Raw genomic sequence first — 24,891 nt, 5'->3', positions numbered from 1 at the left:
AAAGGCGTTTTTTTTCTGCTTTTATGTTAAAATGTTCCTATGGAAAAACGAATGAAAGAGCTGGTTGCTAAACTTAACCAGTATGCAAAAGAGTATTATACGGAAGATAATCCATCGGTGTCAGACGCGGACTACGATAAGCTCTATCGTGAGCTTGTAGCTTTGGAGGCTGAGTACCCTGAATATGTTCAAGCAGATAGTCCTACGCATCGTGTGGGAGGTCTGGTCCTTGATGGTTTTGAAAAATATCAACATGAGTATCCGCTTTATAGTTTGCAGGATGCTTTTTCACGAGAAGAACTAGATGCCTTTGATCAGAGAGTGAAGGCTGAATTTCCTAATGCTGATTATATGGCTGAACTCAAAATTGATGGTCTCTCTATCTCGCTAACCTATGTGGATGGTGTTCTCCAGGTAGGTGCGACACGTGGTGATGGTTCTGTCGGTGAAAATATCACTGAAAATGTCAAGCGTATCTCTGACATTCCTCTCAAGTTGGACCAACCGCTTAATATTACCGTTCGTGGAGAGTGTTACCTGCCACGGGCTGAGTTTGAACGCATCAATATCCAGCGTCAGGAGAATGGTGAAGCCGAATTTGCCAATCCACGTAATGCTGCAGCGGGAACCCTTCGTCAGTTGGATACCAAGGTGGTTGCCGAGCGTCGTTTGGCGACTTTCCTTTATCAGGAAGCGAGTCCAACGGAGCGTCTTACACAAAATGATGTCCTGAATGAAGTGGCAGAACTAGGTTTCTCTGTTAATCCACGACGTATTGTCACATCATCGATGGATGAGATTTGGGACTTTATTCAAGCTGTTGGACAGGATCGCGATGACTTGGCTTATGATATTGATGGTGTTGTTATCAAAGTCAATAGTTTGGCTATGCAAGAAGAGCTAGGTTTTACAGTTAAGGCACCACGTTGGGCCATTGCTTATAAATTCCCTGCTGAGGAAAAGGAAGCAGAACTTCTCTCAGTGGACTGGCAGGTAGGTCGTACGGGTGTAGTAACGCCGACTGCTAATTTAACTCCAGTGCAATTAGCAGGGACAACGGTTAGTCGTGCTACCCTTCATAATGTGGATTATATTGCTGAAAAAGACATTCGTATCGGGGATACCGTTATTGTCTACAAAGCTGGTGATATTATCCCTGCAGTACTTCGAGTAGTAGAAAGTAAGCGTACAACGCAAGAACCGATGGAAGTACCGACGCAATGTCCATCTTGTGGTAGTGGCCTCTTACATTTTGAAGATGAAGTTGCCCTACGTTGTATTAATCCTTCTTGTCCTGCTCAGATTAAGGAAGGCCTCATCTATTTTGCCTCTCGTGATGCCATGAACATCGCAGGTATGGGACCTTCAGTGGTTGAAAAGCTCTTTAAAGCTGAATTGGTTAAAGATGTAGCTGATATCTATGGCTTGAACAGTCAAGATTTCCTCCAATTGGAAGGTTTCAAGGAAAAGTCTGCTGAAAAACTTTATGCATCCATTCAAGCCTCAAAAGATAATTCTGCAGAGAAATTGCTCTATGGTTTGGGTATTCGTCATGTCGGTGCCAAAGTTAGTAAGCAGTTGCTAGAAGCATTTGGAAGTATACAAGAGTTAGCAAGTGCAGATGTCGAGGCAATTGCTGCTGTAGATGGTTTAGGAGAGGTTATTGCCAAATCCATCCAGCGCTATTTTGCCAAGGAAGAAGCTCAAGTTCTCATGAAAGAACTGGAGACTTATGGGGTTAATTTGTCCTACCTTGGGCAAAAGGTAGCAGATGATGCCATCCTATCTGGTAAGACAGTTGTTTTGACAGGAAAATTGGAGCGTCTTAAACGTAGTGAAGCAAAGGCAAAACTTGAAGCTCTGGGTGCTAAGGTGACAGGTTCTGTCTCTAAGAAAACAGATTTAGTAGTTGCTGGTAGTGATGCCGGAAGTAAGTTGGAAAAAGCACAAAGCCTAGGAATTGACGTAAAAGATGAGGCTTGGTTGCTGGATTTATAGGAGTTCAATATGAAACAAAAACGTGCCCGCTTAATTTATAATCCAACATCTGGACAAGAAATTATGAAAAAAAATGTTGCCGAGGTCTTGGATATTCTGGAAGGTGCTGGCTTTGAAGCGTCAGCCTTTCAAACAACACCAGATGAGAACTCAGCAAAAAATGAGGCCACTCGTGCGGCTAAAGCAGGCTTTGACTTAGTCATTGCTGCAGGTGGCGATGGAACAATCAATGAGGTTGTTTCTGGGATTGCCCCACTCAAAAATCGCCCACAAATGGCGGTTATTCCAACGGGGACAACAAATGACTTTGCACGCGCTTTAAAGATTCCAAGAGGAAATCCTGTTGAAGCAGCCAAGGTTATTGCTAAAAATCAAACCCTTCAAATGGATATTGGTCGTGCCTATGCTGATAAATACTTCATCAATATTGCAGCTGCGGGTTCCTTTACGGAACTAACTTATAGTGTGCCTAGTCGCTTAAAGACAGTCCTTGGTTATTTGGCCTACCTTGTTAAGGGGGCAGAGTTGTTGCCACAAGTTAAGAAGGTTCCTGTCCGCATTACGCATGATGAGGGTGTCTTTGAAGGTGGCCTTTCCATGATTTTCGTTGCCTTGACCAATTCAGTTGGTGGCTTTGAAACGATTGCCCCAGATGCTAAACTGGATGATGGTAAATTTACACTAATCATGGTTAAGACAGCAAACCTCTTTGAATTGGTAGACCTTATTCGTCAGGTTCTCCAAGGTGGTAAACACATCTACGACAAGAGAATTTCCTATATCAAAACGAGTTCGCTGTATATTGAGCCTCAGGGGAAAGATCGTATGATGATTAACCTAGATGGTGAATACGGTGGTGATGCACCTATCCAGCTTCAAAACCTTAAAAATCACATTGAATTCTATGCTAATATTGATGAGATTTCAGATGATGCCATCACTCTTCCAGATACAGACGAATTGGCCCTCGAAGCCATCGCACAAAAATTCAGTACAGAAGCTGAAAAAATCGAGAATGACTAATGTTAAACCTTTAAGCAACCTAAGACAGGTTGCTTTTTAAGTATATCTGTAGAAAATGACGCTTTCATTTGTTACAATAGATAAAACTGGGAAATTGTTATATAGAATATTTAGAGGAGTAGATGTTTAATAAAGAAAGTAAACGTTATTTAAGTGATGATCATCGAAAGAATGGTGATCAGGTTTTCGAGTCGGCTTTTAGTAATCAAGGGCCAGAGTTTGAATCTGCTTTTCAGGAGGAAAAAGCTGAAAAGCGACATTTCTTTTTGACCTTTGTTTTGCCATTGATACTCTTAAGTGTGAGCTGGATGTCGGTCTTCTTATCTTGGAGGTATAAGCCGATAATACTGTATCTAGCTGTAATTGTGGCTTGTTTTGTCCTTGCTATCATTCTCTTTAGAATGGGACAGAAGCTAGGTAGATTTCTCTTTGCCGCAATCGTGCTTGCCCTGATTGGATTATCCTTCTTTGCAACTTTAGGTGGTTCTGTCTATCGAGGCGCTATGAAAAAATACAGGCTGATCCAACAAGTATCCCAGTCAGAACTTGATGAGGAGAAACCCGATAGTGATGATCCAAAAGACTACGAAGATAAGTCTGCGATTTATAACTGGACGGAAGAAGATTTTGAAAATCTGAAACCTAAGGCTGATACTTTACGTTGGATTATTGAAAGTCATGGTAAGGGCAATTATGTCGAGATGGAATCCAGTGGTCTCAAGGTGAGATATGACCGTGGAGATGGCAATGAGTATATTGATCTCTCTTTTGTGAAGGACGAAAAGAGACGCTTTGTTTATGATGGTGGAACAGCGACTTATCCACTTGATGGCGTCACTGAAGTTGATAACTATAGCAGTAATTGGACTGAAGAGCAGATAAATAGCTTACGTACCAAAGACCAAGCTTATCTTGGACCAATAACATCCTTGTCTGAGGTAGTGAGGGAACATCCTCAGGCAAAAGGGGCCTGGAGAAGTATAAAGGTCCATTCATCAGGAATCATGCATAAGTCAGTTGATCTTAATTACACTGATCAGAATAGTCCTATTGAGAAAGCACAATTGTTAAGACTCTCTTTTGAGTACAACGAAAAGAAAAAGGACTATTATTTGAGCTATAATTCTGTGGCTCGTCGCCATTGGTAATGGATCATCTATGATAATGAATAACTAGACAGCAATTTTTTAGTAATAAGAGGTTTGATTATAAAGGGGGATTTTATAATGACAGCATCAAAAACCAAACGTCTCTTGTACTTTATGTCCGAATTGGAAAAGGGAAATGACATTTCAAAAACGGATTACCTCGCTCGCTTTGGCATAAGTGAGCGTACGCTTAAAGAGGATGTGAGTGAGCTCAAGGAGAATTTGACTGAACTCCGGCCAAATATGAAGGTTAAGTATTCCAGAAAATACGGTTCCTACCATGCCCAGTATGAACAAGGCTATGGTAACCTTAAATACAATCAGGCAGTTATCCTATCTAAGATTCTTTTAGAGAGTCGAGCTCTTCGAAAGGATGAAGTAGCAGAGATAATCAACATCTTTGTTGAGAGGGCTGTAGACGACAAGGAGCGCAGACGTATCAAGCGATTGACTGAGCTAGAACTGGATAGTTATCAAGAACTTAAGATTTATCAGGAACAAGATAAGTCACTCTTACCAGCTATTTCAGCCATTTTCGATGCCATTGTGGACCAACGTCCATTGTCATTTAGTTACCGTAAGCCAGGAGAAAAAGTGGAGGAATATAAGGTCTTTCCAATTTCAGTCATTTTTGACAACCATTATTTCTACTGTATTTCTTACAAACTGGATGATAACTTTACTTGTGATTATCAGTTCTCTGAAATCCGTTATTTCCGTGTGGATCGTTTCCAGACCATTCATAAATCCGAAAATGATTTGGCTTTCACGCTCAGTCCAGAACAAAAAGACTGTCTTATTACAGATGAGCAGGTGCGTTATCAGGCTTTCTCAATGCTTTCTGGTAACGAGTGGGCTCGAATTACCTTTGAGTATAAAGGACTTTACCGTGATGTCTTGGAATCCGATATTCCAAAACTAAAATTGCTTGAGGAAAGCACTAGTGATGGTATTGATCAGGTCCGCTATGAGATTGAAACTTTTAGTTTATTAGGTTTTCAAAAGTATATTCAACGCTTTGATGGGGATTTTGTGTTCCTCAAGATTGAAGCAATAGATAACAAATGAAAAAGGCCTTCGGTTATCCGAATGCCTTTTTAAATCTGACAAAAATAGTACAATTGTGTTAAAATAGGAGTACGGAAACGTTATCATTTCCATAAGGAGGGAAAATATGAAAGAAAAGAAAAAAGAAATGCAAAAACAAGTCTTAAGTCTTTTAGGAATCTTGATTTTTGCTTTTGTCAATGTGTTTATCTTTGATAATAAGATGGGCGCTGGTTTTTCTGCCTTCTCAACTATCACCCTGATGAGTATTGGACTTTTGTCTAAGCGCACCAGTCTGCGAGTTTTGGCCATTATTTCCTATCTCATCAATGTGGTAGCAGCCGTTTTTGGCTTCAACTACGTTGGTTTTCTAACAGCAGTTCAAGCCATTGAACTTATCTTCGTTATCTGGTATCTTTACCCACGTGACACGTTTTTGAGGCGAGATACAACTGATAAATACACTTACCGCTATCGTTGGATTCATTTGCTCTTGACGGTTTTAATCTCAATTGGAGGTTATATCGTTTTTACAGTTGTTTCTAGTATTTGGAATGGTTCCTTCCTAGAATACGGTGGGAACACAGCTCTCATCTTTGCCATGCAATATTTACTCTTTTTGAGTATTACCAAGTCAAGGGAAGATGAACCGACCAAGGTTGCTCATTTGTTCCAAAAGGAACGCCGTACTAAGGAAATGAAAGCGGCAATAGAGGCTGAACGCCAAGCCAAAGAAAGAGCACTTGCACAAGCCTTCGAGGTACCTTTAAAGGCACCTAGTCAAACGGCTGCAAAATTTGGTAACAATATGATCAAATTTGCATCTGTCTGGCTTTTGGTGATGGATATGTCCATCTTGGCTTATTTCTTCCGTCCAAATGATGTTGGTTTCGGTTTTGGCGCCTTCTTTGTACTCTTGACCATTGTCTTGTCCTTGATTTTCAAATCTGAGGAAGACAAGGAGGATGTTTTCTCTATCATCTATCACAAGGTCCGTCCGATCCAACCTATTTTCTTCATTTTACTTTTGATTGCCCATGCGCATAAGTTCAGCTACGGTGCTGCTTACGCTCTCTTGTTCTCAGCTGCTTATTTCTTCTGGGCTATTAACAAGATTAATATGAAGACCCTCTTGACCTTTACAGTCATCATTTATTTCTTCCCAGTCTTTGGTTACCTTTCTAACCCATACCGTCTGGGTGCTGAAAACCTTAAGATGGTAGGTGAACTGGTGACAGATCGTGAGAAGTCTAATACCTTCTATCTCGGTCACTATTGGTCACTTCTAGGTCTCCAGAGTGATGGTGAATATGAAGGAGTCCCTACTTCTTGGCAGGCTGCTAAGTTCGCTGACATTCAGACATTCTCTGATGATAGTGACATTACTTCAGGTGTTTTCCAAGTGAATAGCCACAATGATTATGATTATGATTTGCATTTAACAAATAACAAGGGCACCATTGAAGTCACAACTGGCTCTGGAAAAGATAAGAAAGAATACCAGTTCACTGACTTTGCCAGAACTTATTATCGATATGAAAAATTGAAAAAAACGGATAACCAAAAGCGTTATAAAGATTTTTACAAGGTAGGTACTGTTTCGACTGAGTTGGGAACTTATAATCTTTACCTCGAAATGAATCAAGATTGGGTTGATGAGTATCAAAAAGATCCTACTAATGTTGACTACCGTTTGCTTATCTCTGGTGACAAATTGACACCAAAAGAAGCTTACGAAAAAGCTTTTGATTACTAAAAAATATCTCTGCACATTGCAGAGATATTTTTGTTTGTCAGTCTTTATATCCTCGTTTAGCCAACTCTCGTACAAGGACAGCTCCCAAGATTGAAGGAACTAATTGTCCCAGGAGGAGATTAATAACGAGAGCAAAATAAGGAAGTTTGAGCAAGGCACTAAGCCAGATTGGTACCACTAAAGCAGGAACGAGTAGGATTGGAAGGATGATGAACCAGCTAGATAACTTGGCTTTACGGATGAGGTAGATGCTACCAGTTGTTAAAAAGCTAGCACAGAAACCACCAACCACGTCAATCAATCCCAAACCTCCAAAAGAGTTTGCGATGGCATTAGCCAGACTAATTGGGAATACCAAAAATGGGAAGATGTAGGTTAATCCATATAAAGCGGTGGCCAGACGCATCTGAACCGCACCAAAGGAAATGGCTTGAGACACAAAGAGGATAGCGATGTAAAGAGCCATCATAATAGCTGACAGAACGAGCTTTTGAGTGGTATTAAGTTTGGTTTTCATAATTTCTCCTTAATTGGGCATAGTAAAAGAGTAGCAGTTCTACTCTTTTTGTGATTTAGGTCTAGAGTTATTTTATAAATCAATCTCTAAGACAATAGGTGTGTGGTCTTGGCGATCACCAGAGTCAATCATGTCTGATTTTGTGACCTTATCGGCAATACGGTTTGAAGTCAACCAGTAGTCGATTCTCCAGCCTGTATTGTTGATTTTAGATGTTTTACTACGTTGGGCCCACCATGTGTAGGCTCCTGTAACGTCGCCATTGAGGTGACGGTAGGTATCGGTGAAACCTTTTGCAAGGAGGTTAGTGAAACCAGCACGTTCTTCATCTGTAAATCCTGGTGAACGACGATTACTTGAAGGATTAGCCAAGTCGATTTCCTTGTGGGCAACATTGTAGTCACCAGTCGCAAGAACTGGTTTCTGAGCGTCCAATTCAGCTAGGTAATCCGCATATTTTTCGTCCCAGATTTGACGTTCAAGCAGACGTTTGAGGCCATCACCAGCGTTTGGTGTGTAGACCTGTGTCACAAAGAAATTGTCAAATTCGAGAGTGATGATACGTCCTTCACAGTCCATGGTTGAAGGTGCTCCGATTTCAGGATAGGTAATGACTGGATTCAGTTCTTTTTTATACAAGAACATGGTTCCAGCATAACCTTTACGGGCAGGTTCAACAGATGAACGCCAAGTATTGTCATAGTCAGGGAAATAGTCTTCCAAGATTTGCAAATGCTTTTTAGTCGGACCTTTAGCAGACAGTTTTGTCTCTTGAATAGCAATGATGTCTGCATTTTCAGCGACCAAGGTGTCGATAACAGCGCGTGATAATTGAGCACGTGCAGAATCACTAGTAAGGGCGGCATTTAGGGAATCAATATTCCAAGAAATTAATTTCATGTGTACAGTTTCCTTTTTTGAATCTTTCCTATCTATTGTAGCAGAAAATAAGGTGTCAGGCGAGTTATGGGTTTGATAAGGGAAGCTAGGAGGAGTATACTTATCTTAGATTGAGAGGTACATATTAATGAAAAAGCAATCCTACATTTATTACTTGTTTTGGGTGCTCTTGTTGATACAAATCATTCTTACCATTATGGCTAGTCTGTCACAGGGAATTATTCTTCCCCTTGCCATTTTTCCAGGGATGAGTCTCTTCTTTCTATTTTGCTTAAGGTATCTCTTGCATTACAACCTTAATCAATCTCCCTCGGAACCCTTATTTGTCCTTCGTAGGAGTGGTCTTGGAACTAGTTTAAATCCTAGAAATCCCCTAGGCTATAAGCTTAGTCTCCTAGTGGTCATGGGTGTTTTAGTTCTCCTTTTCTGCCTAACCCTATTAGCCTTTCTTGGAAAATAGAGTCTTAGGCTTTTTTATTTGTATTTATCACTAGTTAGCGATAATGTTATTCTCATAACAAATAAAAGAATTACTGGAGGAAAGATTTATGACGATTGAACTTGGCATTTCAACTTTTGGAGAGACAACCCTCCTAGAATCAACTGGAAAAGCTATCTCTCATGACCAACGTATTAGAGACCTCGTTGAAGAAATTGAATTGGCGGATCAAGTTGGACTAGACATTTATGCGATTGGAGAGCATCACCGTGAAGACTTTGCGGTATCGGCACCGCAAATTGTTCTTGCAGCAGGTGCTGTGAATACCAAGAAGATTCGTTTATCTAGTGCAGTAACCATTTTGTCGTCTATTGACCCGGTTCGTGTCTATCAGCAGTATGCAACCATTGATGCTCTGTCAAATGGTCGTGCAGAAATCATGGCGAGTAGAGGTTCTTTTGTTGAGAGTTTTCCACTTTTTGGCTATGATCTTTCAGACTATGATGAACTTTTCAATGAAAAACTAGACATGCTTCTGGAAGTGAAAAAGCAAACGAATTTAACTTGGCAAGGTAAGCATACTCAATCTGTTGACAATCGCCCTGTGTATCCGCGAGCAGTCCAAGATGATTTTCCATTATGGGTAGCGACAGGTGGTCACATTGAGTCGACCATTCAAATTGCGGAAAAAGGTCTGCCAATTGCCTATGCTACAATTGGAGGAAATCCAAAGGCCTTTGCAAAATTAGTTGAGGTTTATAAGGAAATCGGTGCTCGAAATGGTTATTCGGATGAACAACTTAAGGTGGCTGCCCATTCTTGGGGTTGGATTGAAGAAAATAATTTCCAAGCGATAGAGAATTATTTTTATCCAACAAAACAAACAGTGGATAACATTGCTAAGGATCGCCCGCACTGGTCTGAAATGACTAAAGAGCAGTACTATGCTAGTGTTGGACCAAACGGAGCCATGTTCGTTGGGGACCCTGCTCACGTTGCTCAAAAAATCATTCGTATTATTGAGGATTTACAGCTAGATCGCTTCATGCTTCATCTCCCAATTGGTTCTATGCCACATGAAGATGTTCTAAAGGCTATTAAACTTTATGGTGAAGAAGTGGCGCCGATTGTTCGTCGTTATTTTGAAAATAAAGGGTAATTGGTTGAAGGTAGACCTCAAGTTCTCTCTACTATTGTCATCATCACTGTTCTATGATAGGATGGAAGATAATTGATAAAGAGAAGAGGAAAATTATGCGAAAGCTGTCAGAAGCAGAATGGATAAGTCGTTTTGAGCAAGTTCAGGGGCGTAAACCGAAACCAGATGAACTACAATTAGCTTATCAGTCTGGCCTTATCGGAATCTCGAAAAATTATAATTATATCTATATTCTTCTGGGGGCACTAGTAGCGATCGTAGTTGGTATTGGCTTGACTCTAGTCTCTAGTTCACTGAAGAATGTCAAACAGACCAAGTCATCTGCCACAGTGGCTAGCTCAATCTTCTCATCGACGGAGAAGGCTAGTGCCTCATCAAGTACTTCATCGGCCGGAAATCCGAAGACAAGTGAATCTAGCAGTGCAAGTATTGACACACCTGATGCTAACCATGCTAAGGAAGCCTATACTGAAAATCCACGTTGGACCAATGACAAAGCTAGTCGACTTGCTAGTTTGATGGTTTCTTGGGGCAATCAGATGAATCAGCCTGGATACAAAGAAATCACCAATGAGGCCTCTTCTTTGCCTATCCGTTGGATGTCGGACCATAACCAGACTGTGGATGCTACTTATGCTGCAAATGGTAATAGCAGTTCTGAGTATACTATTGTTTCCGTTTACGAGAGATGGGAAAATGTATCTGTTCACCGTTATTTCTTCACCATTAAAAAAGATGGGACTCCCTTTGTTCTTTATTCACCAACTACTAATGGTGGTGTGTATTATGTCAAAGAAACAGAAAATGCAGACCTTAAATCAGGATATGCAGACATTGTAAACAATTAAAAAACTAGGAATCCGACTGGGTTCCTAGTTTTTACTTTGAAGACAAGTCAAGCTGTGCTCAGCTCGTCTACAGTTATTCGCTCTTATTTAACCTTCTTAGCTAACATGGTTGCAAATTGAAGAGCGATGGGATTGCCATATTCATCCAAACGGTGAAGGTGACCAAGATTTTCATTATACTTGACTAACTCCCAGTCACTATAATAATTTTTCAACTCTCCCTCATCAAACGTAAATGGGAAAGGCATGGTACAAGGGTGTTCCTCAGTATCCATGGCACAAACAATCAGATTGTAACCACCTACGACAGTACGCTCTTGTATATTCTTGATAATATCCGGAATTTGATCGGGATCAAGGAACATGAAGACTACTGTTGAGAGGATGAAATCAAAGGTCTCAGATTCAGGAAGAGCAGCAGCATTGATATCGTAGTAGCCAGCTCTAACATTGTAATTTTCCTCATCTGCAATCATTTGGATGCGTTGTGTAGCTTCGTTATTAACATCAACGGCTGTAACATCATGCCCAAGAGATGCCAAATAAAGAGCGTTACGACCGTGACCACAGCCTAGGTCAAGGGTACGACCAGGTTTGATATGGCCAGATTGGACTGCTTCAAGAACCTCGGAGTGGGCCTTAGTATCATACTTTTTAGCCATGTAGTCTTCGGGTTTACAGTAAAAAGAAAGATAGCATTCCAAATCATCTGAAGCAGCAGCGATGCGATGCCAAGCTTGTGGTTCAACAAAAGGAATCTCTGTCTCGGGGGTAAAGAGATGCTCTGCAGTAACCTCTCCCTCTTCGTCTAATTCGTAGAAGTGAAGAGATCCCGATAGAATGGTCAATTTAGCCCAAGTTCCCACCTTAGTATTGTGTTTTTGCGTCACCATTTCCGGAAGTGTTGTAGCTGTCCAGTTTGGTAAACGTTTGTAGCAAAGAAGTTGCTGATCTATAGTCATTTTATGAGTTCCTTTCAAACGGTATGGCTCTATTATAGCAAAAGTATGGAAAAAGAAAAAAGGTCTAGCCGGGTGAGCTAGACGCTTTTCTTGTGAGAAATCTGATAATCTAGGAATGGGGAAAAGTGTTTGGGGAAGATAGGTATAAATGTTAAGAAGGGTTCCTAGACTATTTAGAAAATGTCTATGAGAACAATAAGTTTTAAATGATAAAACATTTATCTATAACTCATTAGGTCTCTCTTTACATTATCTATTGTACCAAAAAAAATCAGAGAAAACTTACATATTTTTAAAATATGTAAGAAAAAATCATGAACAGTCATTTTCTGATCTTGAATGGTAATTTTGTGAGAATTATTTTGAACGATTACTAATCTACTAGGTTAATATCAAGGCCTATGTGCTTTAGATACAATAAAGAACGCCTAGCTGCTGTTGCTAGACGTTCTTTATTAGGAGAGATCTGGAAATCTAGGAATGGGGGAAAAGTGTTTGGGGAAGATAGGTATAAATGTTAAGAAGGGTTCCTAGACTATTTTTATTCTGTTTATGAGAATAATGAGCAAAAACTAACAAAGTTGAGTTTTCTAACTCATCCGGTCTCTCTTTACATTTTCTATTTTACCAAAAAAAATGGAGAAAACTTTACATATCTTTAAAATATGTAAGAAAAAATCATGAACAGTCATTTTCTGGTCTTGAATGGTCATCTCACTTGTATAAAAAAAAACAGAACCTGATAGGTCTGCTTATAAATTATAGTGATGGTGTAAGAACTTAAATCTTGCTATAGAGCTTCTTAACATTGTTAATATCAACTGGTTGGATACTTGTCTTACCACCTTTAGGTTCCATTACAGAGGCAACAGCACTGTTGTGCTCAAGTCCAATTGAGTGGCCTAATTCGTGTTGCGCAGTGTTAAGGAGTTTTCCACCATTCTTTTGATAATAATTGTTTTGAACATGGAAGGTGTTCAAGTAAACAGTAGCATTACTATATTGCTTAGTTGGGAGGTAGTAAGTAGAGTAGGTAACCCCAAGAGGAGCTGCTACATTACCTTCATAACGTTCATCAGCAATGATGTTAGCTTTTTGTTTATCGTTAGTGAGCAAGAAATTAAAGGCACCAGTGTTATTCCAAGAAGTGATAGCTTGTTTGTAGGCATTCACGATTTCAGGATTTTTAGCATTGATGAAGACTGTTGCTTCCTTAGTTGACCAGTGAGGAGTGTCGTAATTCTCTTTTACCAGTTCGTTATTCTTTTGCCATACTTGAGCAATTCGGTCCACTGGTTTAGCAGGTTGGATAGGAGTAGCTTTAGGAGCTGTAGGTTTAGTGACAGTCGTTGTTGGCTTCTTAGGTTGTGTCGTTGTAGAAGGCGCTGGCTTGTTTACAACAGTTGTTGGTTTTTTAGGTTGACTAACAGCAGGAGTTGATTGTTTAGGTTTTGTTGTAGCTGTTGTCGTGGGCTTTGTAGAAGGTGTTAATGGTTTTGGAATATAAGTAGATAGAATCTTATGAACGTTACCATTATTAATTTCTGTTGATACCCATGTAGCACCATCTTTTGACCAGGTTTGTGCTTGAGCGACAGTTTCGGTCTTTGGTTCAGAGTGATTTTCTACAGCCTTATGATTGCTATCTGTATTTGTCGGAATTCTAGTCCCATAGGTTTTGCTACCAGTCTGGCTGTCGACAGTACTGCTAGCTGTTTGACTATCTTGTTTCAATTCCTCAAAAGTCGGAGTATTTGTGGGCGTTTGTTCATAGTCATTTTCATGTGTATGAAGATCATCTACAGAGGTATGTGACACAGTAGTCACAGTAGTAGGTGTTTCACTAGATACACCTGTTTGAGTGATGGTATTGGTATTTGTAGTTGTTTCAAGTTCAGAAAATGTCATAGCCTGGTTAGGATCTGAAACATAGGTTTGATCCGCAGAGGCATGCTGAGGACTTCCCACAAGAAAAGCACTAATGATACCAACAGTTGCAAGGGTTAAGATGGTCTTTGTCTTAGTCCCTTGCGTTTTAAAAGAACGTAACATAACTTTCTCCTTTTTAATATAAAACAAAAACAGTTCTCATGATAACATCTAAAAATGAAGATAAAGTGACAGGGAGATAACAATTGTTTTATAAATGAAATGAGGTAAGTTAAAAAGACTTTATGCTGTACAAAAAGGAATATTATCCGATTAATTATGATAAAATGTTAAATAGGTATATTAAAGTATATTAGAAAGAAAGAGGGAAATAAGATGCTTTCTATTATCGTCCTTGAAGATGATGCCTTGCAGCGTCATCGTGTTAGTCGTTTATTGGACGAAGCAGTTGAGGAGTCGAAGGCCGTTGTTGATGGGATTACCTTTTATGAGCAAGGTCAGGAATTGTTAGATGCTGATAGAGGTTCGGGTAAATCCATGGTTTATCTTTTGGATATTGACCTTAAAAATCAAACGAAGCAGGGACTAGATATTGGGCTTGAAATCCGTAAGGAAGACTTGAAAGCACAAATCGCTTTTGTTACAGCCTACTCTGAGTTTATGCCCTTGACCTTCCGTTATAAGATTCAAGCTCTGGACTTTGTTGATAAATCCATGGAAGATGCAGATCTTAAGAGAGCCTTGGTAGAACTTTTAGATTTTGCGTATTCGCAGGTTGAGCAAGAAACCAAGGCACAGAGTCTGACGGTAAAAACGGATAAAAATGATGTTAATATTCCTTATGATGACATTTTATACATTGAAACAGCCCCTGTGCCACATAAGTTGATTGCTCACACCAAGTCAAATCTAGTAGAATTCTATGGAAAAATTGCAGAAGTAGCGAAATTGGATGATATTTTCTTCCAAACGCATCGCTCTTTTGTTGTCAATGTGAGTAATGTGACAAGTGTGGATCGTACGGCTAATATGGTCTTCTTTGAGGGAGACGAGTCATGCCTCCTCTCGCGGACACGTAAAAAGGAACTTTTGGAACGATTGAAAAATCGTTAAGGCTCAGATTTTCCCCTTCTTCTCTAATCATTATTGAAAGTTTTCTGAAATTCGAGATAATTATTTAATTTTATCTCATATAATAGCAGGAAGTGTGATAAAATAGTAATGTGGCTTTTTACTGCTTATTTAAGATTACTAGAAGGAGGTGGCTAACCATTAAATGATGCTCAATTTGCAAATTGCATTAGAATATCTTTTGCATTTCATCGTCATACAGTGGATTTACGAAAAGACCAGCTTGGTCAAGATACCACGTATGATTCTTCCTATTGCGTTCTTAGTTGAATGTATAGGGGGGATACTGGGGATGTCATATAATGTCGGTTTGTCCTTTATGACACCGTTCTACCTTCTTTTCTATGCTTATTTCTATGGCAAGGAAAGAACCACCAATATGTTGGCATTTTATGCTTTCTATCCTCTTGTTCTTTATCTTTTGATTTTTAATGGTTATGCCTACTTTTTGATGCCGGGATTTGGTATCACATCGGATTTCCTTAACAAAAGTTATCTTTATTTCATTTTCTTTGACCTTTTAATTATTCCAACATTTGTCGCTCTTTCCAAACTTCTTAATATTGATTTTAAATATTTGAGGGTTTTGGAGCGAGATCGCAAATTTGGTCGGATAATGTTTTTCACTAACTTTGTTTTGATTAGTTATGTGATTATGAACTATTCCGTAGTTGTGGCTTCGCGTTTCTTTGATTTGTACTATGCTGGCCATATTATAACCTTGATTGGCTATATAGCGATTCTTTATGCTGTTTACAGTGTCAATAGATACGCAGATGAGTACTTTGAAAATGAGCGAAGAAAAGAAAATCGTCGTCACTTGGATGACCTAGAGAAGTATTCTGAACAAGTCGAAAGTCTTTACGAAACGTTACGCAGTTTCCGTCACGACTATACTAATGTTATGATTTCGCTTAATGAAGCCATTCAGATGAAAGACATCGACCAAATCAAGATGATTTATGATAGTGTCTTGAAAGATTCGGCATCAGATTTGAAGCAGCAAAAGTTTGATTTGGCAAAATTAACTCGTGTGACCAACATGCCGCTTAAGAGTCTGTTGTCATCTAAAGTAGCCGAAGCTTTTGATAAAGGTATTCAATGTCATGTTGAGGTTGAAGAGGGCGTCTTCTTCACAGATATGCGTCCACTCGACTTGATTACAATCATATCCATTCTTTGTGATAATGCTATAGAAGCTACTGTATTAGCAGATGAACCAAAATTATCTATCGCTATCTTTAAGATGGAAAATCAATCCGTTATTGTTGTTGAGAATTCAACTAAGGAAGCTTCTATTGATGTAGCTCCTTTGAAACAAAGAGGATTTTCAACAAAAGGAACAGGTCGAGGATTGGGCTTGGCAAATATCGAAGAGATTCTCTTTAGATACGATAATGTCACGCTTGAAACGGAATCAGCACAACACCGTTTTGTCCAATTATTGTCTATTACACCAAAAGAAGATTAATGGGGATTTAATAAGAATTTTTAGAATTCTTGTTAATCCCTATTTTTATGTTGAAAAGTATGGTAAAATAGGGAAGTTAATCATGTGTTTTTTAATTCAGGGGGATTTATTATGTTGAAAGACGAATGGTTAGAGTACTTTGAGGCCGTGAATGGCCGAAAACCAAGACCAATCGACTTTAAAGAAGCCTTGGAACGAGGAGAGTTTGTTCTCTCTGAAGGTGCAGAGGCTCACCAAGTAGCTGATCAAGGAGAGTCTTCAGCTGACCAACAGTTTGAAGAAGGAACCGCAACTGCCAGAGCACTAGCCCAGTCTCAGAAAGAGCGTGACAACGCGCAAGAGGCTATGGCAAATGTGGCTCAAGAAAAGAGAAAGGCCCTATCTCAAGAGACTGTTGGTCAAGTAAGAACCATTCAGTCGGGCCGCCAGGCTGAGGATATTCAAAAAGAAGAGGAACAACGCAAACGCGTCGCAGAGGCTAAGGAGCGTTTGGCAAGTTATGCGCCAACCCGTCCAGATGCAGAAAATCATTCTGTTAATACCTCGAGTGAGCCTAATCAATCTATTCCAGTTTTCAGTAACCAAGCACAGCATCTTGGATTGTCTGAGGATTTGACAAAACTTGATCATAAGGAAGAAAAAGCAGCTAAGAAGCTTGCTCGTCAAGCTACTCGTGATAAGAAAAAGGCTGAAAAATTAGCTGCTAAAGCTAAATCTAAGGAAGAACAGACAGTTGCCAGACTAGAAAAGAGATTGGAAAGTCAGGTTCGTCTTCTAGAAACGATTCAAAACGCTAATCAAAAATCGCAAAAGGCCAAAAATTGGGGCAAAGGAGCCTTGATTTCTAGTCTTGTTGCTGTTGTTTTGATGTTGCTTGTTGGTGGTGTATACGGTTTTTGGCGTAATGCTTCGGGGAACATTGAGGGGACTTGGGAATTAAAATCGTCTAAGGTATTGGACGAAAATTCTGGAAAGTTAACCAATGCTCTGAAAGAACATGAAGATAAAGATGAAATTTACGTCTCTTTCCTTAAAGTTGATCAGTCTAATAATTTACAAACACATTCTTACTTTTATAAAAAAGGTGAGGAGGATCAGCCTACTTTTACAGCTTCAGATTATTTGAAGGAATATCAAGTTGTTGATCAGTGGAATAAATCGATTACCTATACTAAAGAAGTTTCAGAATTTAAGCGTGAGTTGACTAAAGTTGTCTCGCAACTTTATCCAAATGCAGATAAGAATCTAGTAGATTACTATATTTCGGATAATGTAGATAACTATCGACTCTACCGTAAAGGGAAACGCACCAAGTCTTATACTGTAAATAAAGATACCTTGGTTGTTTCTACCTACAACGAGGATGGCAAGTTGACCAGTCGTGATACTTACGAGAAAGTGTCGAAGGCAGCTGCTAAGGGTTTAGAAGCTGAATATGCTGAAGCAAAGGTAGCTTATGAAAAAAATCACAAGACTACAACTAAGAAATAGTCGAAAAGGAAGTTAGAGTTTGACTCTAACTTTTTTTGTAGAAATTTTAAGTCTGTCAAGTTTTTTTCTTGACACATAAAAATGATATGGTATACTAGTTAAGGTCGAGGGGCGATAAGTGCCCCCACCATAATAAAAAACTAAAGAAAAGAGATATTAAAAATGGCAGTAAAAATCCGTTTGACTCGTATGGGTTCTAAGAAAAAACCTTTCTACCGTATTAACGTTGCAGATTCACGTGCTCCACGTGATGGACGTTTCATCGAAACAGTTGGTACTTACAACCCACTCGTTGAAGAAAACCAAGTAACACTTAAAGAAGAACGTGTTCTTGAGTGGTTGTCTAAAGGTGCACAACCTTCAGATACAGTTCGTAACATCCTTTCAAAAGAAGGCGTTATGAAGAAATTCCACGAATCAAAATTCTCAAAATAATTTTTTAGCCTATGGATACCATTGAAAATCTTATTATCGCTATCGTTAAACCTTTAATTGCTTCACCAGATCAGTTGACCATCAAAATTATTGACGGTCCTGAGTTTTTGGAGTACCATCTTGATCTTGCCCCAGCCGATATTGGGCGTGTTATCGGGAAAAAAGGACGTACTATTACGGCGATAAGAGCGATTGTCTATTCGGTACCTACTCAAGGTAAAAAAGTTCGTCTTGTTATTGACGAAAAAGAGAAAGCTTAAGAGGTGACCCTAGGGTTGCCTTTTTTGCATATTTTGGTTATACCTAGGAGTCTTTGGTATAATAAGAGCGTCAAAGCATTAAGCTCAGGAAAAACTAGAAATCTAGTTTAGAGGTCGGTTTAATGACTAAGTTGAAGCATTAGCCTAAAAAAGGAGTAATTATGACTTATCAGGAAGCGTTGGATTGGATTCATGGACAATTAAAATTTGGCATCAAGCCTGGGTTGGAGCGTATGGCTTGGATGCTTAAAGAGTTGGGAGATCCACAAGATAATCTCAAGGCTGTGCATATCGTGGGAACAAACGGCAAAGGGTCTACAGTCAATGCCCTCCAAACCATTTTCACCCAAGCAGGTTATGAAGTTGGAACCTTTACTTCACCCTATATTATTGACTTCAAGGAACGAATCTCTCTTAATGGTCAGATGATTTCAGAAGAGGACTTACTTGACCTGGTTAATCGTGTGAAGCCTGTGGTTGAACGTCTACCAAAAGAGACAGAGCATGAAAATGCGACAGAGTTTGAAATTATCACAGTCTTGATGTTCCTCTATTTTGGTCAGATCCATCCTGTGGATATCGCATTCATTGAAGCGGGAATGGGTGGTCTTCATGATTCGACTAATCTCTTTAAGCCCTTGGCAGTCCTGTGTCCATCGATTGGTTTAGATCATCAGGCTATTTTGGGAAATACCCATGCTGAAATTGCAGCAGAAAAAGCTGGTGTTTTGAAGAATGGGGCTCCCTTTATTTATGCGACTGACCGTACTGATGTTCGAGATGTTTTCGAGAAGAAGGCGCGTGAAGAAGGTTCTAAGACCTATGAGCTGGGGAGAGATTTCACAGCTGAAGGGTCAAGCCATTCCTTTGATTTTACCTATGGAGAGCAAAGGTTAGATGATATAGCCTTGGCTATGGCCGGTCAACACCAAGTGGCAAATGCTAGCTTGGCTATCATGGCTTCTTTATTGCTTCAAAAAGATTATCCTAAAGTAACTCTTGAACTCATAAAGAATGCCCTGGCTCATGCCCATTGGCGAGGTCGAACAGAATTTTTAAGACCTAATCTCATGATTGATGGTGCTCATAATAATGAGAGTGTTAAAGTTTTGATTGACTTGTTGCAATCAGAGTATGCCAATAAGGAGATTGAACTTCTCTTTGCAGCGATTGATACCAAGCCTATTGACGGTATGCTTGCCCAACTAAAATCGGTTGGTGACTTGACTGTAACGAGTTTTGACTATCCAAACAGTGTTAAATTAGATAAATACCCAGAGGCTTATAAGCAGGTACCAGACTTCAAAACATGGATTAAAGAACATGTGACGACTGACAATAAGAAACTTTATGTGGTAACGGGATCTCTATACTTCATTTCTCAGGTCAGAAAATGGGTTTTAGAGCAGGCAAGTGATGGTTAAGACTTGAAAGATGACATTTAGGGGCGTATAATAGCCCTCGTATGTTTTAAAAGTAAGGAGATCACAATGTTTCAACGTCTGAAAAACATTTTAATCGGTGAACCTTTAACTCATGATGATAGTGGTGATGGACACTTATTGTCCAAGATTCAGGCCTTGGCCATGTTGTCGAGTGATGCACTTTCATCTATCGCCTATGGTCCAGAGCAGGTCGTCTTGGTTCTGACAGCTGTATCTAGTGCGGCTATTTGGTGGTCAATCCCTATTGGACTTTTGGTTCTCGTCCTTTTGGCCAGTCTTACCATTTCTTATAGACAGGTTATCAAAGCCTATCCTCAAGGTGGTGGCGCCTATATGGTAACGACGGAAAATCTGTCTCCTAAGTTTGGCTTGATAGCTGGTGGTAGTCTTTTGGTCGATTACATGTTGACGGTTGCTGTTTCAGTGGCCTCAGGTGCAGATGCCATTACTTCAGCCCTTCCCTTCCTGCATCCTTTCAATCTTGAAATATCAATGATTTTGGTGCTTGTTTTGATGGTTATGAACCTTAGGGGAATGCGTGAATCTGCAAAATCTTTGATGATACCAGTTTATCTCTTCATTGTTTCGACGCTCTTCCTATTGGGATTTGGTTTCTTTCAAATTCTAACGGGTCATATGCCTAACGCAGCCACAGCACATTTAGGACAACCAATTACAGGTGTGTCTTTGATTCTTATTTTAAGGGCCTTTACTTCAGGTTCTGCCTCATTGACAGGGGTAGAAGCTATCTCTAACGCGGTGCCTTTCTTTAAGAAACCTAAGGCCAAAAATGCAGCTTCAACCCTCTTTATTATGTCTAGCATTTTGGGGGCTATGTTTGCGGGAATCACCTTCCTCAACTGGTGGACAGGTATTACACCTCATGCAGGAGTAACCATCTTGTCACAAATGGCTAGAGAAATTCTCGGTCAGTCATGGATTGGTAGTATTCTATTTTACGTTTTCCAATTCTCTACTGCCATGATTCTTGCAGTAGCGGCTAACACAGGTTTTTCAGCCTTTCCGATGTTGTCCTTTAATATGGCGAAAAATAAATACATGCCTCACATGTACCTTGAAAAAGGGGCACGTATGGGATACTCTAATGGGATCTTGACACTTGCAATTGGCGCCATTACCCTTTTGTTTATTTTCCGAGGAAATACGGAACGTTTGATTCCGCTTTATACCATCGGTGTATTCATTCCATTTGCTCTTTCTCAAACGGGGATGGTTATCCATTGGATTCGTGAATATGGTAAGGGATTCTGGAAACATTCTTTAGCTAATATCTTGGGGGCTCTCATTTGTTATGCTATTGTTCTCATTCTCTTCCTTTTCCGTTTAGGAGATATCTGGCCATTCTTCCCAATTATTGCAATCTTGATGTGGATGTTCCTTAAGATTAAAAAACACTATAATGGTGTTGCTCAACAGTTGCGTATTGATGGAGCGGTAGAAGAACACCATTATCAAGGAAATATTGTTCTTATCCTCGTTGGGAATGTTACCAAGGCTAATATCGGAGCTATTTCCTATGCGCGTTCTATTGGTGACAAGGTTATCGCCATGCATGTATCTACTAAGGATACTGAGAACAAGGACAAGGAAACTGAACAAGAGTTTAAAAAATATTTCCCTGAAATTGAGATGGTTCATATCCAATCACCGTACAGCTCAATCACTCAGTCAACCATTCAGTATGTGGACGAGGTCGCCACTCAAGCTGAGAAGGATAATGCGACTCTGACAGTCATGATTCCTCAGTTTGTGCCTAAAAAATCATGGCAAACCATGCTTCACAACCAAATGAGTTTACGATTGAAATATTATCTCAAATGGCGTGAGAATATTGTGGTTTCATCCTATTCTTACCACTTGAAAGACTAAAAAATATAAGCGAAGATAACCTCTATATGAAAGGTGGTCTTCGCTTTTTTTGAGATTTAGGTAGCTAGGAAATCTTATTTTTTGCAAGAAAAATCCAGCAAAATAAGGTATAATAGATAGTATTATAACGTTGCAAGAGGAAATTATGGCAAATCAAGAAAAAGTAGAACAAGCAGTCTATCAACTATTGGAAGCTCTAGGTGAAAATCCTGAGCGTGAGGGACTTTTGGACACACCAAAACGTGTGGCTAAGATGTATGCTGAAATGTTTTCAGGTCTAAATGAAGACCCTAAGGATCAATTTACAGCTGTCTTTTCAGAAGTCCATGACGAAGTTGTCCTTGTCAAGGATATTCCTTTTTACTCTATGTGTGAGCACCATTTGGTTCCATTTTATGGTAAGGCCCATGTGGCTTATTTGCCAAGTGGAGACAAGGTGACAGGACTTTCCAAATTAGCGCGTGCCGTTGAAGTAGCTGCTCGTCGTCCGCAGTTGCAAGAACGCCTTACAGATCAAGTTGCTACAGCACTTGAAGAAGCTCTGAATCCTCGAGGAGTTTTTGTCATGGTTGAAGCAGAGCACATGTGCATGACCATGCGAGGAATTAAGAAACCAGGAAGTAAGACAATCACAACTGTCGCTAAGGGCCTTTATAAAGAAGACCGTGAAGAACGCAAGGAAATTCTTTCATTGATGCGTGATTTTTAGGAGTTAAGATGTTTATTGGCAAACATGAGATTGCAGGTAAGGCCTGTATTATGGGAATCTTGAATGTCACCCCTGATTCTTTCTCAGATGGTGGCGATTTTGACACTGTAGAGGATGCGTTGGCTCAGGTTGAGCGTATGATTGCCCAGGGAGCAGCCGTTATCGATGTAGGTGGCGAATCTACAAGACCAGGAGCAGAATTTGTGACCGAGGAAGAAGAGATTGCTCGTATCGTGCCAGTTATTCAGGCTATCAAGGCAAAATATGATGTGCTCATCAGTATTGATACCTATAAGACAGCTACTGCCAGAGCTGCTCTTGAAGCAGGGGCAGATATTCTAAATGACGTCTGGGCTGGACTCTATGATGGTCAGATGCTAGCTTTAGCAGCTGAAAAGAATGTGCCGATTATTCTCATGCATAATCAAAAAGAAGAAGTATACAATGATGTCACAGAAGATGTCTGTACATTCCTCAGTCAACGAGCCCAGGCCGCCTTGGAAGCAGGAGTGGCCAAGGACAATATCTGGATTGATCCAGGTTTTGGCTTTGCGAAAAATGTCCAACACAATATTGACCTGCTAAAAGGTTTGGGTAAGGTCGTTGCCTTGGGCTATCCTGTTCTTTTTGGGATTTCTCGTAAGCGTGTTGTGGACTACCTACTAGGTGGAAATACCCAAGCTAAGGACCGTGATCAGGGAACGGCTGCTCTATCTGGCTATGCTGTTAGCAAGGGCTGTCAGATTGTCCGTGTGCATAATGTTGATGCCAATCGTGATATTGTTAAGACCATTTTAGGGATTTTATGATACTAAAAAAAAGCTCGATTGAGCTTTTTTTCTTAGTCTTGAATTGTCCAAACGCTGACAGATTTTTCAGAAACTGGGAAGTCTCCCCATCCGTCTTCGTCAATGGTTACAGTATCAGAGCAGTTTCCAAGAATGTCATAGAAGGTTTGTCCAGCCCAATCACTACCAATTTCCATAGACTTGCTGTTAGCAGCATCATTAGAGATTGTTACAGCTAATGGAGCGCCATCTTCGTTGCCAGAGCGTGTCCATCCAATACAGTTTGGATCATCAAAGTAGTCTGTTTGCTCTCCGTAAGCAAGGTCTTTACGAGCGTAGAGCAAAGTATCTAGGATTTCTTGGAAATTTTCTTGGGCAAATTCACCTTCGATGCCATAGTAGTCACCATAAAATAGGCAAGGAAGACCGTCTTCACGGAGAAGAATGAGAGCATAAGCAGCTGGTTTAAACCATTCTTCAACAGTAGATTCTAGAGCTTGTCCGCGTTGAGTGTCGTGGTTGTCTACGAAGGTCACGGCATGTTCAGGATGATTTTTGACCAAAGAATGATCGAAAATTGTTGTTAAATCATAATCAGCTCCAGCTGTGCTAGCGTTGTGTAGATTGTTGTGAAGGGAAACATCAACGAGGTCAAAACGTTTTTCAATCTTTTCAAGATAGGTATTGTTATCCTCTTCGTTACCATTCCAAAATTCACCAAAGACATAGAAGTCTTGACCTTGTTTTTCTTTGACATCACGGATAAAGTTACGCATGAAGAATGAATCGATGTGCTTGATTGCATCCATGCGGAATCCTTGAACACCTGTTGTTTCAACGAACCAATCCGCCCATTCGTAAATGTTTTCAATAACTTCAGGGTGTTTATAGTCTAGGTTAGCATACATAAGATAGTCAAAGTTACCATTCTCATTGTCAACCAAGTCGTTGTCTGCCCAACCTTTGTTGTCACCTTGGATAAGATAGATACCACTTTTATTACGTTTAGCATCGAAGTCAGTTCCGTTAAAGTGGTACCAGTGCCATTCAAAATCGTTGTAGGCTTTATTGCGTCCGTCAAAGGTGAAGTGTGTCCAGCCTTCGATCTCAAATGGTTCGCTGATTTCTTGGGTACGATCCTCTGGGTCAACTTCGACCACTTCGAAGGTCTCGAGTTTATCGGCTGCTGCCTTGTGGTTAAGCACAACGTCGGCCATAGGTACAATACCAACTTCTTTGAGTTGGTTGATAGCATTGAGATACTCTTCTTTAAGGCCGTATTTGGTGCGGACAGTTTCTTTTTGGTCGAATTCTCCAAGGTCAAAGAGGTCATAGACTCCGTAACCAACATCATCTTTGTTGGTAGCCTTAAAAGCAGGTGGCATCCAAACGTGGCTGATGCCCAGGTCTGCTAAATGTTGGGCATCTTCAGCCAAATTGTTCCAGTGTTGTCCGTCACTTGGGAGATACCACTCAAAGTATTGCATTGCGGTTTGATTTGTCATAGTTTTTTCCTTATTAGTTGAGATAGTCTTGCTTGTAATCAGGAGTCTTTTTAACTCCTGTGCCTATATTTTACCAAAT

The 24,891-nt window shown here is 40.0% G+C and carries 21 protein-coding genes; 16 read left to right on the top strand and 5 right to left on the bottom strand.

Going from position 1 to position 24,891, the window contains the following annotated elements; all coding sequences use genetic code 11:
- Positions 1-39: 39 nt before the first annotated feature.
- The 5 genes from ligA (at position 40) to SSAL8618_RS07910 (ending at position 6,972) form a co-directional block, all read left to right on the top strand.
- A complete protein-coding gene (ligA, locus tag SSAL8618_RS07930) occupies positions 40-1,998 on the top strand; it encodes an NAD-dependent DNA ligase LigA (RefSeq protein WP_038676605.1) in 1,959 nt (652 codons plus the stop codon).
- A gap of 9 nt (positions 1,999-2,007) precedes the next feature.
- A complete protein-coding gene (locus SSAL8618_RS07925; RefSeq protein ID WP_004183144.1) occupies positions 2,008-3,021 on the top strand; it encodes a diacylglycerol kinase in 1,014 nt (337 codons plus the stop codon).
- Positions 3,022-3,143: 122 nt separating this feature from the next.
- The gene (locus SSAL8618_RS07920; protein WP_038676603.1) at positions 3,144-4,169 is read left to right on the top strand and encodes an energy-coupling factor transporter transmembrane component T family protein; all 1,026 of its coding nucleotides are present in this window, start codon (positions 3,144-3,146) and stop codon (positions 4,167-4,169) included.
- Between the two features lie 78 nt (positions 4,170-4,247).
- A complete protein-coding gene (locus SSAL8618_RS07915; protein ID WP_022496795.1) occupies positions 4,248-5,237 on the top strand; it encodes a helix-turn-helix transcriptional regulator in 990 nt (329 codons plus the stop codon).
- A 106-nt stretch (positions 5,238-5,343) separates the two neighbouring features.
- The gene (locus SSAL8618_RS07910; protein WP_038676601.1) at positions 5,344-6,972 is read left to right on the top strand and encodes a hypothetical protein; all 1,629 of its coding nucleotides are present in this window, start codon (positions 5,344-5,346) and stop codon (positions 6,970-6,972) included.
- Between the two features lie 37 nt (positions 6,973-7,009).
- On the opposite strand, the gene SSAL8618_RS07905 is transcribed toward SSAL8618_RS07910, so the two are convergent.
- Both SSAL8618_RS07905 and SSAL8618_RS07900 read right to left on the bottom strand, forming a co-directional pair.
- Positions 7,010-7,489: a QueT transporter family protein gene (locus SSAL8618_RS07905; protein WP_013991025.1), complete on the bottom strand. Its 480-nt coding sequence runs from the start codon at positions 7,487-7,489 to the stop codon at positions 7,010-7,012.
- Positions 7,490-7,561: 72 nt separating this feature from the next.
- Complete coding sequence (locus tag SSAL8618_RS07900; RefSeq protein ID WP_002884246.1) at positions 7,562-8,389, bottom strand: exodeoxyribonuclease III; 828 nt, start codon at positions 8,387-8,389, stop codon at positions 7,562-7,564.
- 548 nt (positions 8,390-8,937) lie between these two features.
- Here SSAL8618_RS07900 and SSAL8618_RS07890 point away from each other — a divergent pair.
- Both SSAL8618_RS07890 and SSAL8618_RS07885 read left to right on the top strand, forming a co-directional pair.
- Entirely contained in the window at positions 8,938-9,987 is a 1,050-nt protein-coding gene (locus tag SSAL8618_RS07890; protein WP_022496799.1) for an LLM class flavin-dependent oxidoreductase, read from the top strand.
- 95 nt (positions 9,988-10,082) lie between these two features.
- Entirely contained in the window at positions 10,083-10,835 is a 753-nt protein-coding gene (locus SSAL8618_RS07885) for a DUF4767 domain-containing protein (RefSeq protein WP_022496800.1), read from the top strand.
- 83 nt (positions 10,836-10,918) lie between these two features.
- Here SSAL8618_RS07885 and tehB read toward each other — a convergent pair whose 3' ends face one another.
- Positions 10,919-11,797: an SAM-dependent methyltransferase TehB gene (gene tehB, locus SSAL8618_RS07880; protein WP_022496801.1), complete on the bottom strand. Its 879-nt coding sequence runs from the start codon at positions 11,795-11,797 to the stop codon at positions 10,919-10,921.
- A 780-nt stretch (positions 11,798-12,577) separates the two neighbouring features.
- Entirely contained in the window at positions 12,578-13,849 is a 1,272-nt protein-coding gene (locus SSAL8618_RS07875) for a matrixin family metalloprotease (protein WP_038676599.1), read from the bottom strand.
- A 213-nt stretch (positions 13,850-14,062) separates the two neighbouring features.
- Here SSAL8618_RS07875 and SSAL8618_RS07870 point away from each other — a divergent pair, with 213 nt between their 5' ends.
- The 9 genes from SSAL8618_RS07870 to folP all read left to right on the top strand — a co-directional run bounded on the left by SSAL8618_RS07870 (position 14,063) and on the right by folP (position 23,328).
- Positions 14,063-14,800, top strand: a complete 738-nt coding sequence (locus SSAL8618_RS07870) for a LytR/AlgR family response regulator transcription factor (protein WP_022496803.1) — start codon at positions 14,063-14,065, stop codon at positions 14,798-14,800.
- A gap of 310 nt (positions 14,801-15,110) precedes the next feature.
- Positions 15,111-16,289: a sensor histidine kinase gene (locus SSAL8618_RS07865; protein ID WP_002884300.1), complete on the top strand. Its 1,179-nt coding sequence runs from the start codon at positions 15,111-15,113 to the stop codon at positions 16,287-16,289.
- Between the two features lie 111 nt (positions 16,290-16,400).
- Entirely contained in the window at positions 16,401-17,780 is a 1,380-nt protein-coding gene (locus tag SSAL8618_RS07860) for a hypothetical protein (RefSeq protein ID WP_022496805.1), read from the top strand.
- A 162-nt stretch (positions 17,781-17,942) separates the two neighbouring features.
- Positions 17,943-18,215: a 30S ribosomal protein S16 gene (gene rpsP / locus SSAL8618_RS07855; RefSeq protein ID WP_002884675.1), complete on the top strand. Its 273-nt coding sequence runs from the start codon at positions 17,943-17,945 to the stop codon at positions 18,213-18,215.
- Between the two features lie 11 nt (positions 18,216-18,226).
- Positions 18,227-18,475 (top strand): KH domain-containing protein, encoded by a 249-nt coding sequence (locus SSAL8618_RS07850; protein WP_002884680.1) that lies wholly within the window; start codon positions 18,227-18,229, stop codon positions 18,473-18,475.
- 161 nt (positions 18,476-18,636) lie between these two features.
- A complete protein-coding gene (locus tag SSAL8618_RS07845) occupies positions 18,637-19,899 on the top strand; it encodes a bifunctional folylpolyglutamate synthase/dihydrofolate synthase (RefSeq protein ID WP_022496806.1) in 1,263 nt (420 codons plus the stop codon).
- Positions 19,900-19,965: 66 nt separating this feature from the next.
- Positions 19,966-21,810, top strand: coding sequence for a potassium transporter KimA (gene kimA, locus SSAL8618_RS07840; RefSeq protein ID WP_038676596.1), 1,845 nt, complete (start codon positions 19,966-19,968; stop codon positions 21,808-21,810).
- A gap of 145 nt (positions 21,811-21,955) precedes the next feature.
- Entirely contained in the window at positions 21,956-22,519 is a 564-nt protein-coding gene (gene folE, locus SSAL8618_RS07835; protein WP_002884345.1) for a GTP cyclohydrolase I FolE, read from the top strand.
- Between the two features lie 8 nt (positions 22,520-22,527).
- On the top strand, positions 22,528-23,328 hold the full coding sequence (gene folP / locus SSAL8618_RS07830; protein ID WP_002884425.1) for a dihydropteroate synthase: 801 nt from the start codon (positions 22,528-22,530) through the stop codon (positions 23,326-23,328).
- A gap of 32 nt (positions 23,329-23,360) precedes the next feature.
- Here the strand turns inward: folP and SSAL8618_RS07825 are convergent, their stop codons facing one another.
- A complete protein-coding gene (locus SSAL8618_RS07825; protein WP_038676594.1) occupies positions 23,361-24,812 on the bottom strand; it encodes an alpha-amylase in 1,452 nt (483 codons plus the stop codon).
- Between the last annotated feature and the right edge of the window lie 79 nt (positions 24,813-24,891).

The organism is Streptococcus salivarius (assembly GCF_000785515.1).
GTDB lineage: Bacteria > Bacillota > Bacilli > Lactobacillales > Streptococcaceae > Streptococcus > Streptococcus salivarius.
The sequence above is the reverse complement of the archived record's forward strand: the minus strand, read 5'-3'. Positions and strand labels throughout refer to the sequence as shown.

Coding starts and splice junctions, on each gene's coding strand:
- ligA (WP_038676605.1), top strand. CDS start 40: ATGGAAAAACGAATGAAAGAGCTGGTTGCTAAACTTAACCAGTATGCA.
- SSAL8618_RS07925 (WP_004183144.1), top strand. CDS start 2,008: ATGAAACAAAAACGTGCCCGCTTAATTTATAATCCAACATCTGGACAA.
- SSAL8618_RS07920 (WP_038676603.1), top strand. CDS start 3,144: ATGTTTAATAAAGAAAGTAAACGTTATTTAAGTGATGATCATCGAAAG.
- SSAL8618_RS07915 (WP_022496795.1), top strand. CDS start 4,248: ATGACAGCATCAAAAACCAAACGTCTCTTGTACTTTATGTCCGAATTG.
- SSAL8618_RS07910 (WP_038676601.1), top strand. CDS start 5,344: ATGAAAGAAAAGAAAAAAGAAATGCAAAAACAAGTCTTAAGTCTTTTA.
- SSAL8618_RS07905 (WP_013991025.1), bottom strand. CDS start 7,489: ATGAAAACCAAACTTAATACCACTCAAAAGCTCGTTCTGTCAGCTATT.
- SSAL8618_RS07900 (WP_002884246.1), bottom strand. CDS start 8,389: ATGAAATTAATTTCTTGGAATATTGATTCCCTAAATGCCGCCCTTACT.
- SSAL8618_RS07890 (WP_022496799.1), top strand. CDS start 8,938: ATGACGATTGAACTTGGCATTTCAACTTTTGGAGAGACAACCCTCCTA.
- SSAL8618_RS07885 (WP_022496800.1), top strand. CDS start 10,083: ATGCGAAAGCTGTCAGAAGCAGAATGGATAAGTCGTTTTGAGCAAGTT.
- tehB (WP_022496801.1), bottom strand. CDS start 11,797: ATGACTATAGATCAGCAACTTCTTTGCTACAAACGTTTACCAAACTGG.
- SSAL8618_RS07875 (WP_038676599.1), bottom strand. CDS start 13,849: ATGTTACGTTCTTTTAAAACGCAAGGGACTAAGACAAAGACCATCTTA.
- SSAL8618_RS07870 (WP_022496803.1), top strand. CDS start 14,063: ATGCTTTCTATTATCGTCCTTGAAGATGATGCCTTGCAGCGTCATCGT.
- SSAL8618_RS07865 (WP_002884300.1), top strand. CDS start 15,111: ATGTCATATAATGTCGGTTTGTCCTTTATGACACCGTTCTACCTTCTT.
- SSAL8618_RS07860 (WP_022496805.1), top strand. CDS start 16,401: ATGTTGAAAGACGAATGGTTAGAGTACTTTGAGGCCGTGAATGGCCGA.
- rpsP (WP_002884675.1), top strand. CDS start 17,943: ATGGCAGTAAAAATCCGTTTGACTCGTATGGGTTCTAAGAAAAAACCT.
- SSAL8618_RS07850 (WP_002884680.1), top strand. CDS start 18,227: ATGGATACCATTGAAAATCTTATTATCGCTATCGTTAAACCTTTAATT.
- SSAL8618_RS07845 (WP_022496806.1), top strand. CDS start 18,637: ATGACTTATCAGGAAGCGTTGGATTGGATTCATGGACAATTAAAATTT.
- kimA (WP_038676596.1), top strand. CDS start 19,966: ATGTTTCAACGTCTGAAAAACATTTTAATCGGTGAACCTTTAACTCAT.
- folE (WP_002884345.1), top strand. CDS start 21,956: ATGGCAAATCAAGAAAAAGTAGAACAAGCAGTCTATCAACTATTGGAA.
- folP (WP_002884425.1), top strand. CDS start 22,528: ATGTTTATTGGCAAACATGAGATTGCAGGTAAGGCCTGTATTATGGGA.
- SSAL8618_RS07825 (WP_038676594.1), bottom strand. CDS start 24,812: ATGACAAATCAAACCGCAATGCAATACTTTGAGTGGTATCTCCCAAGT.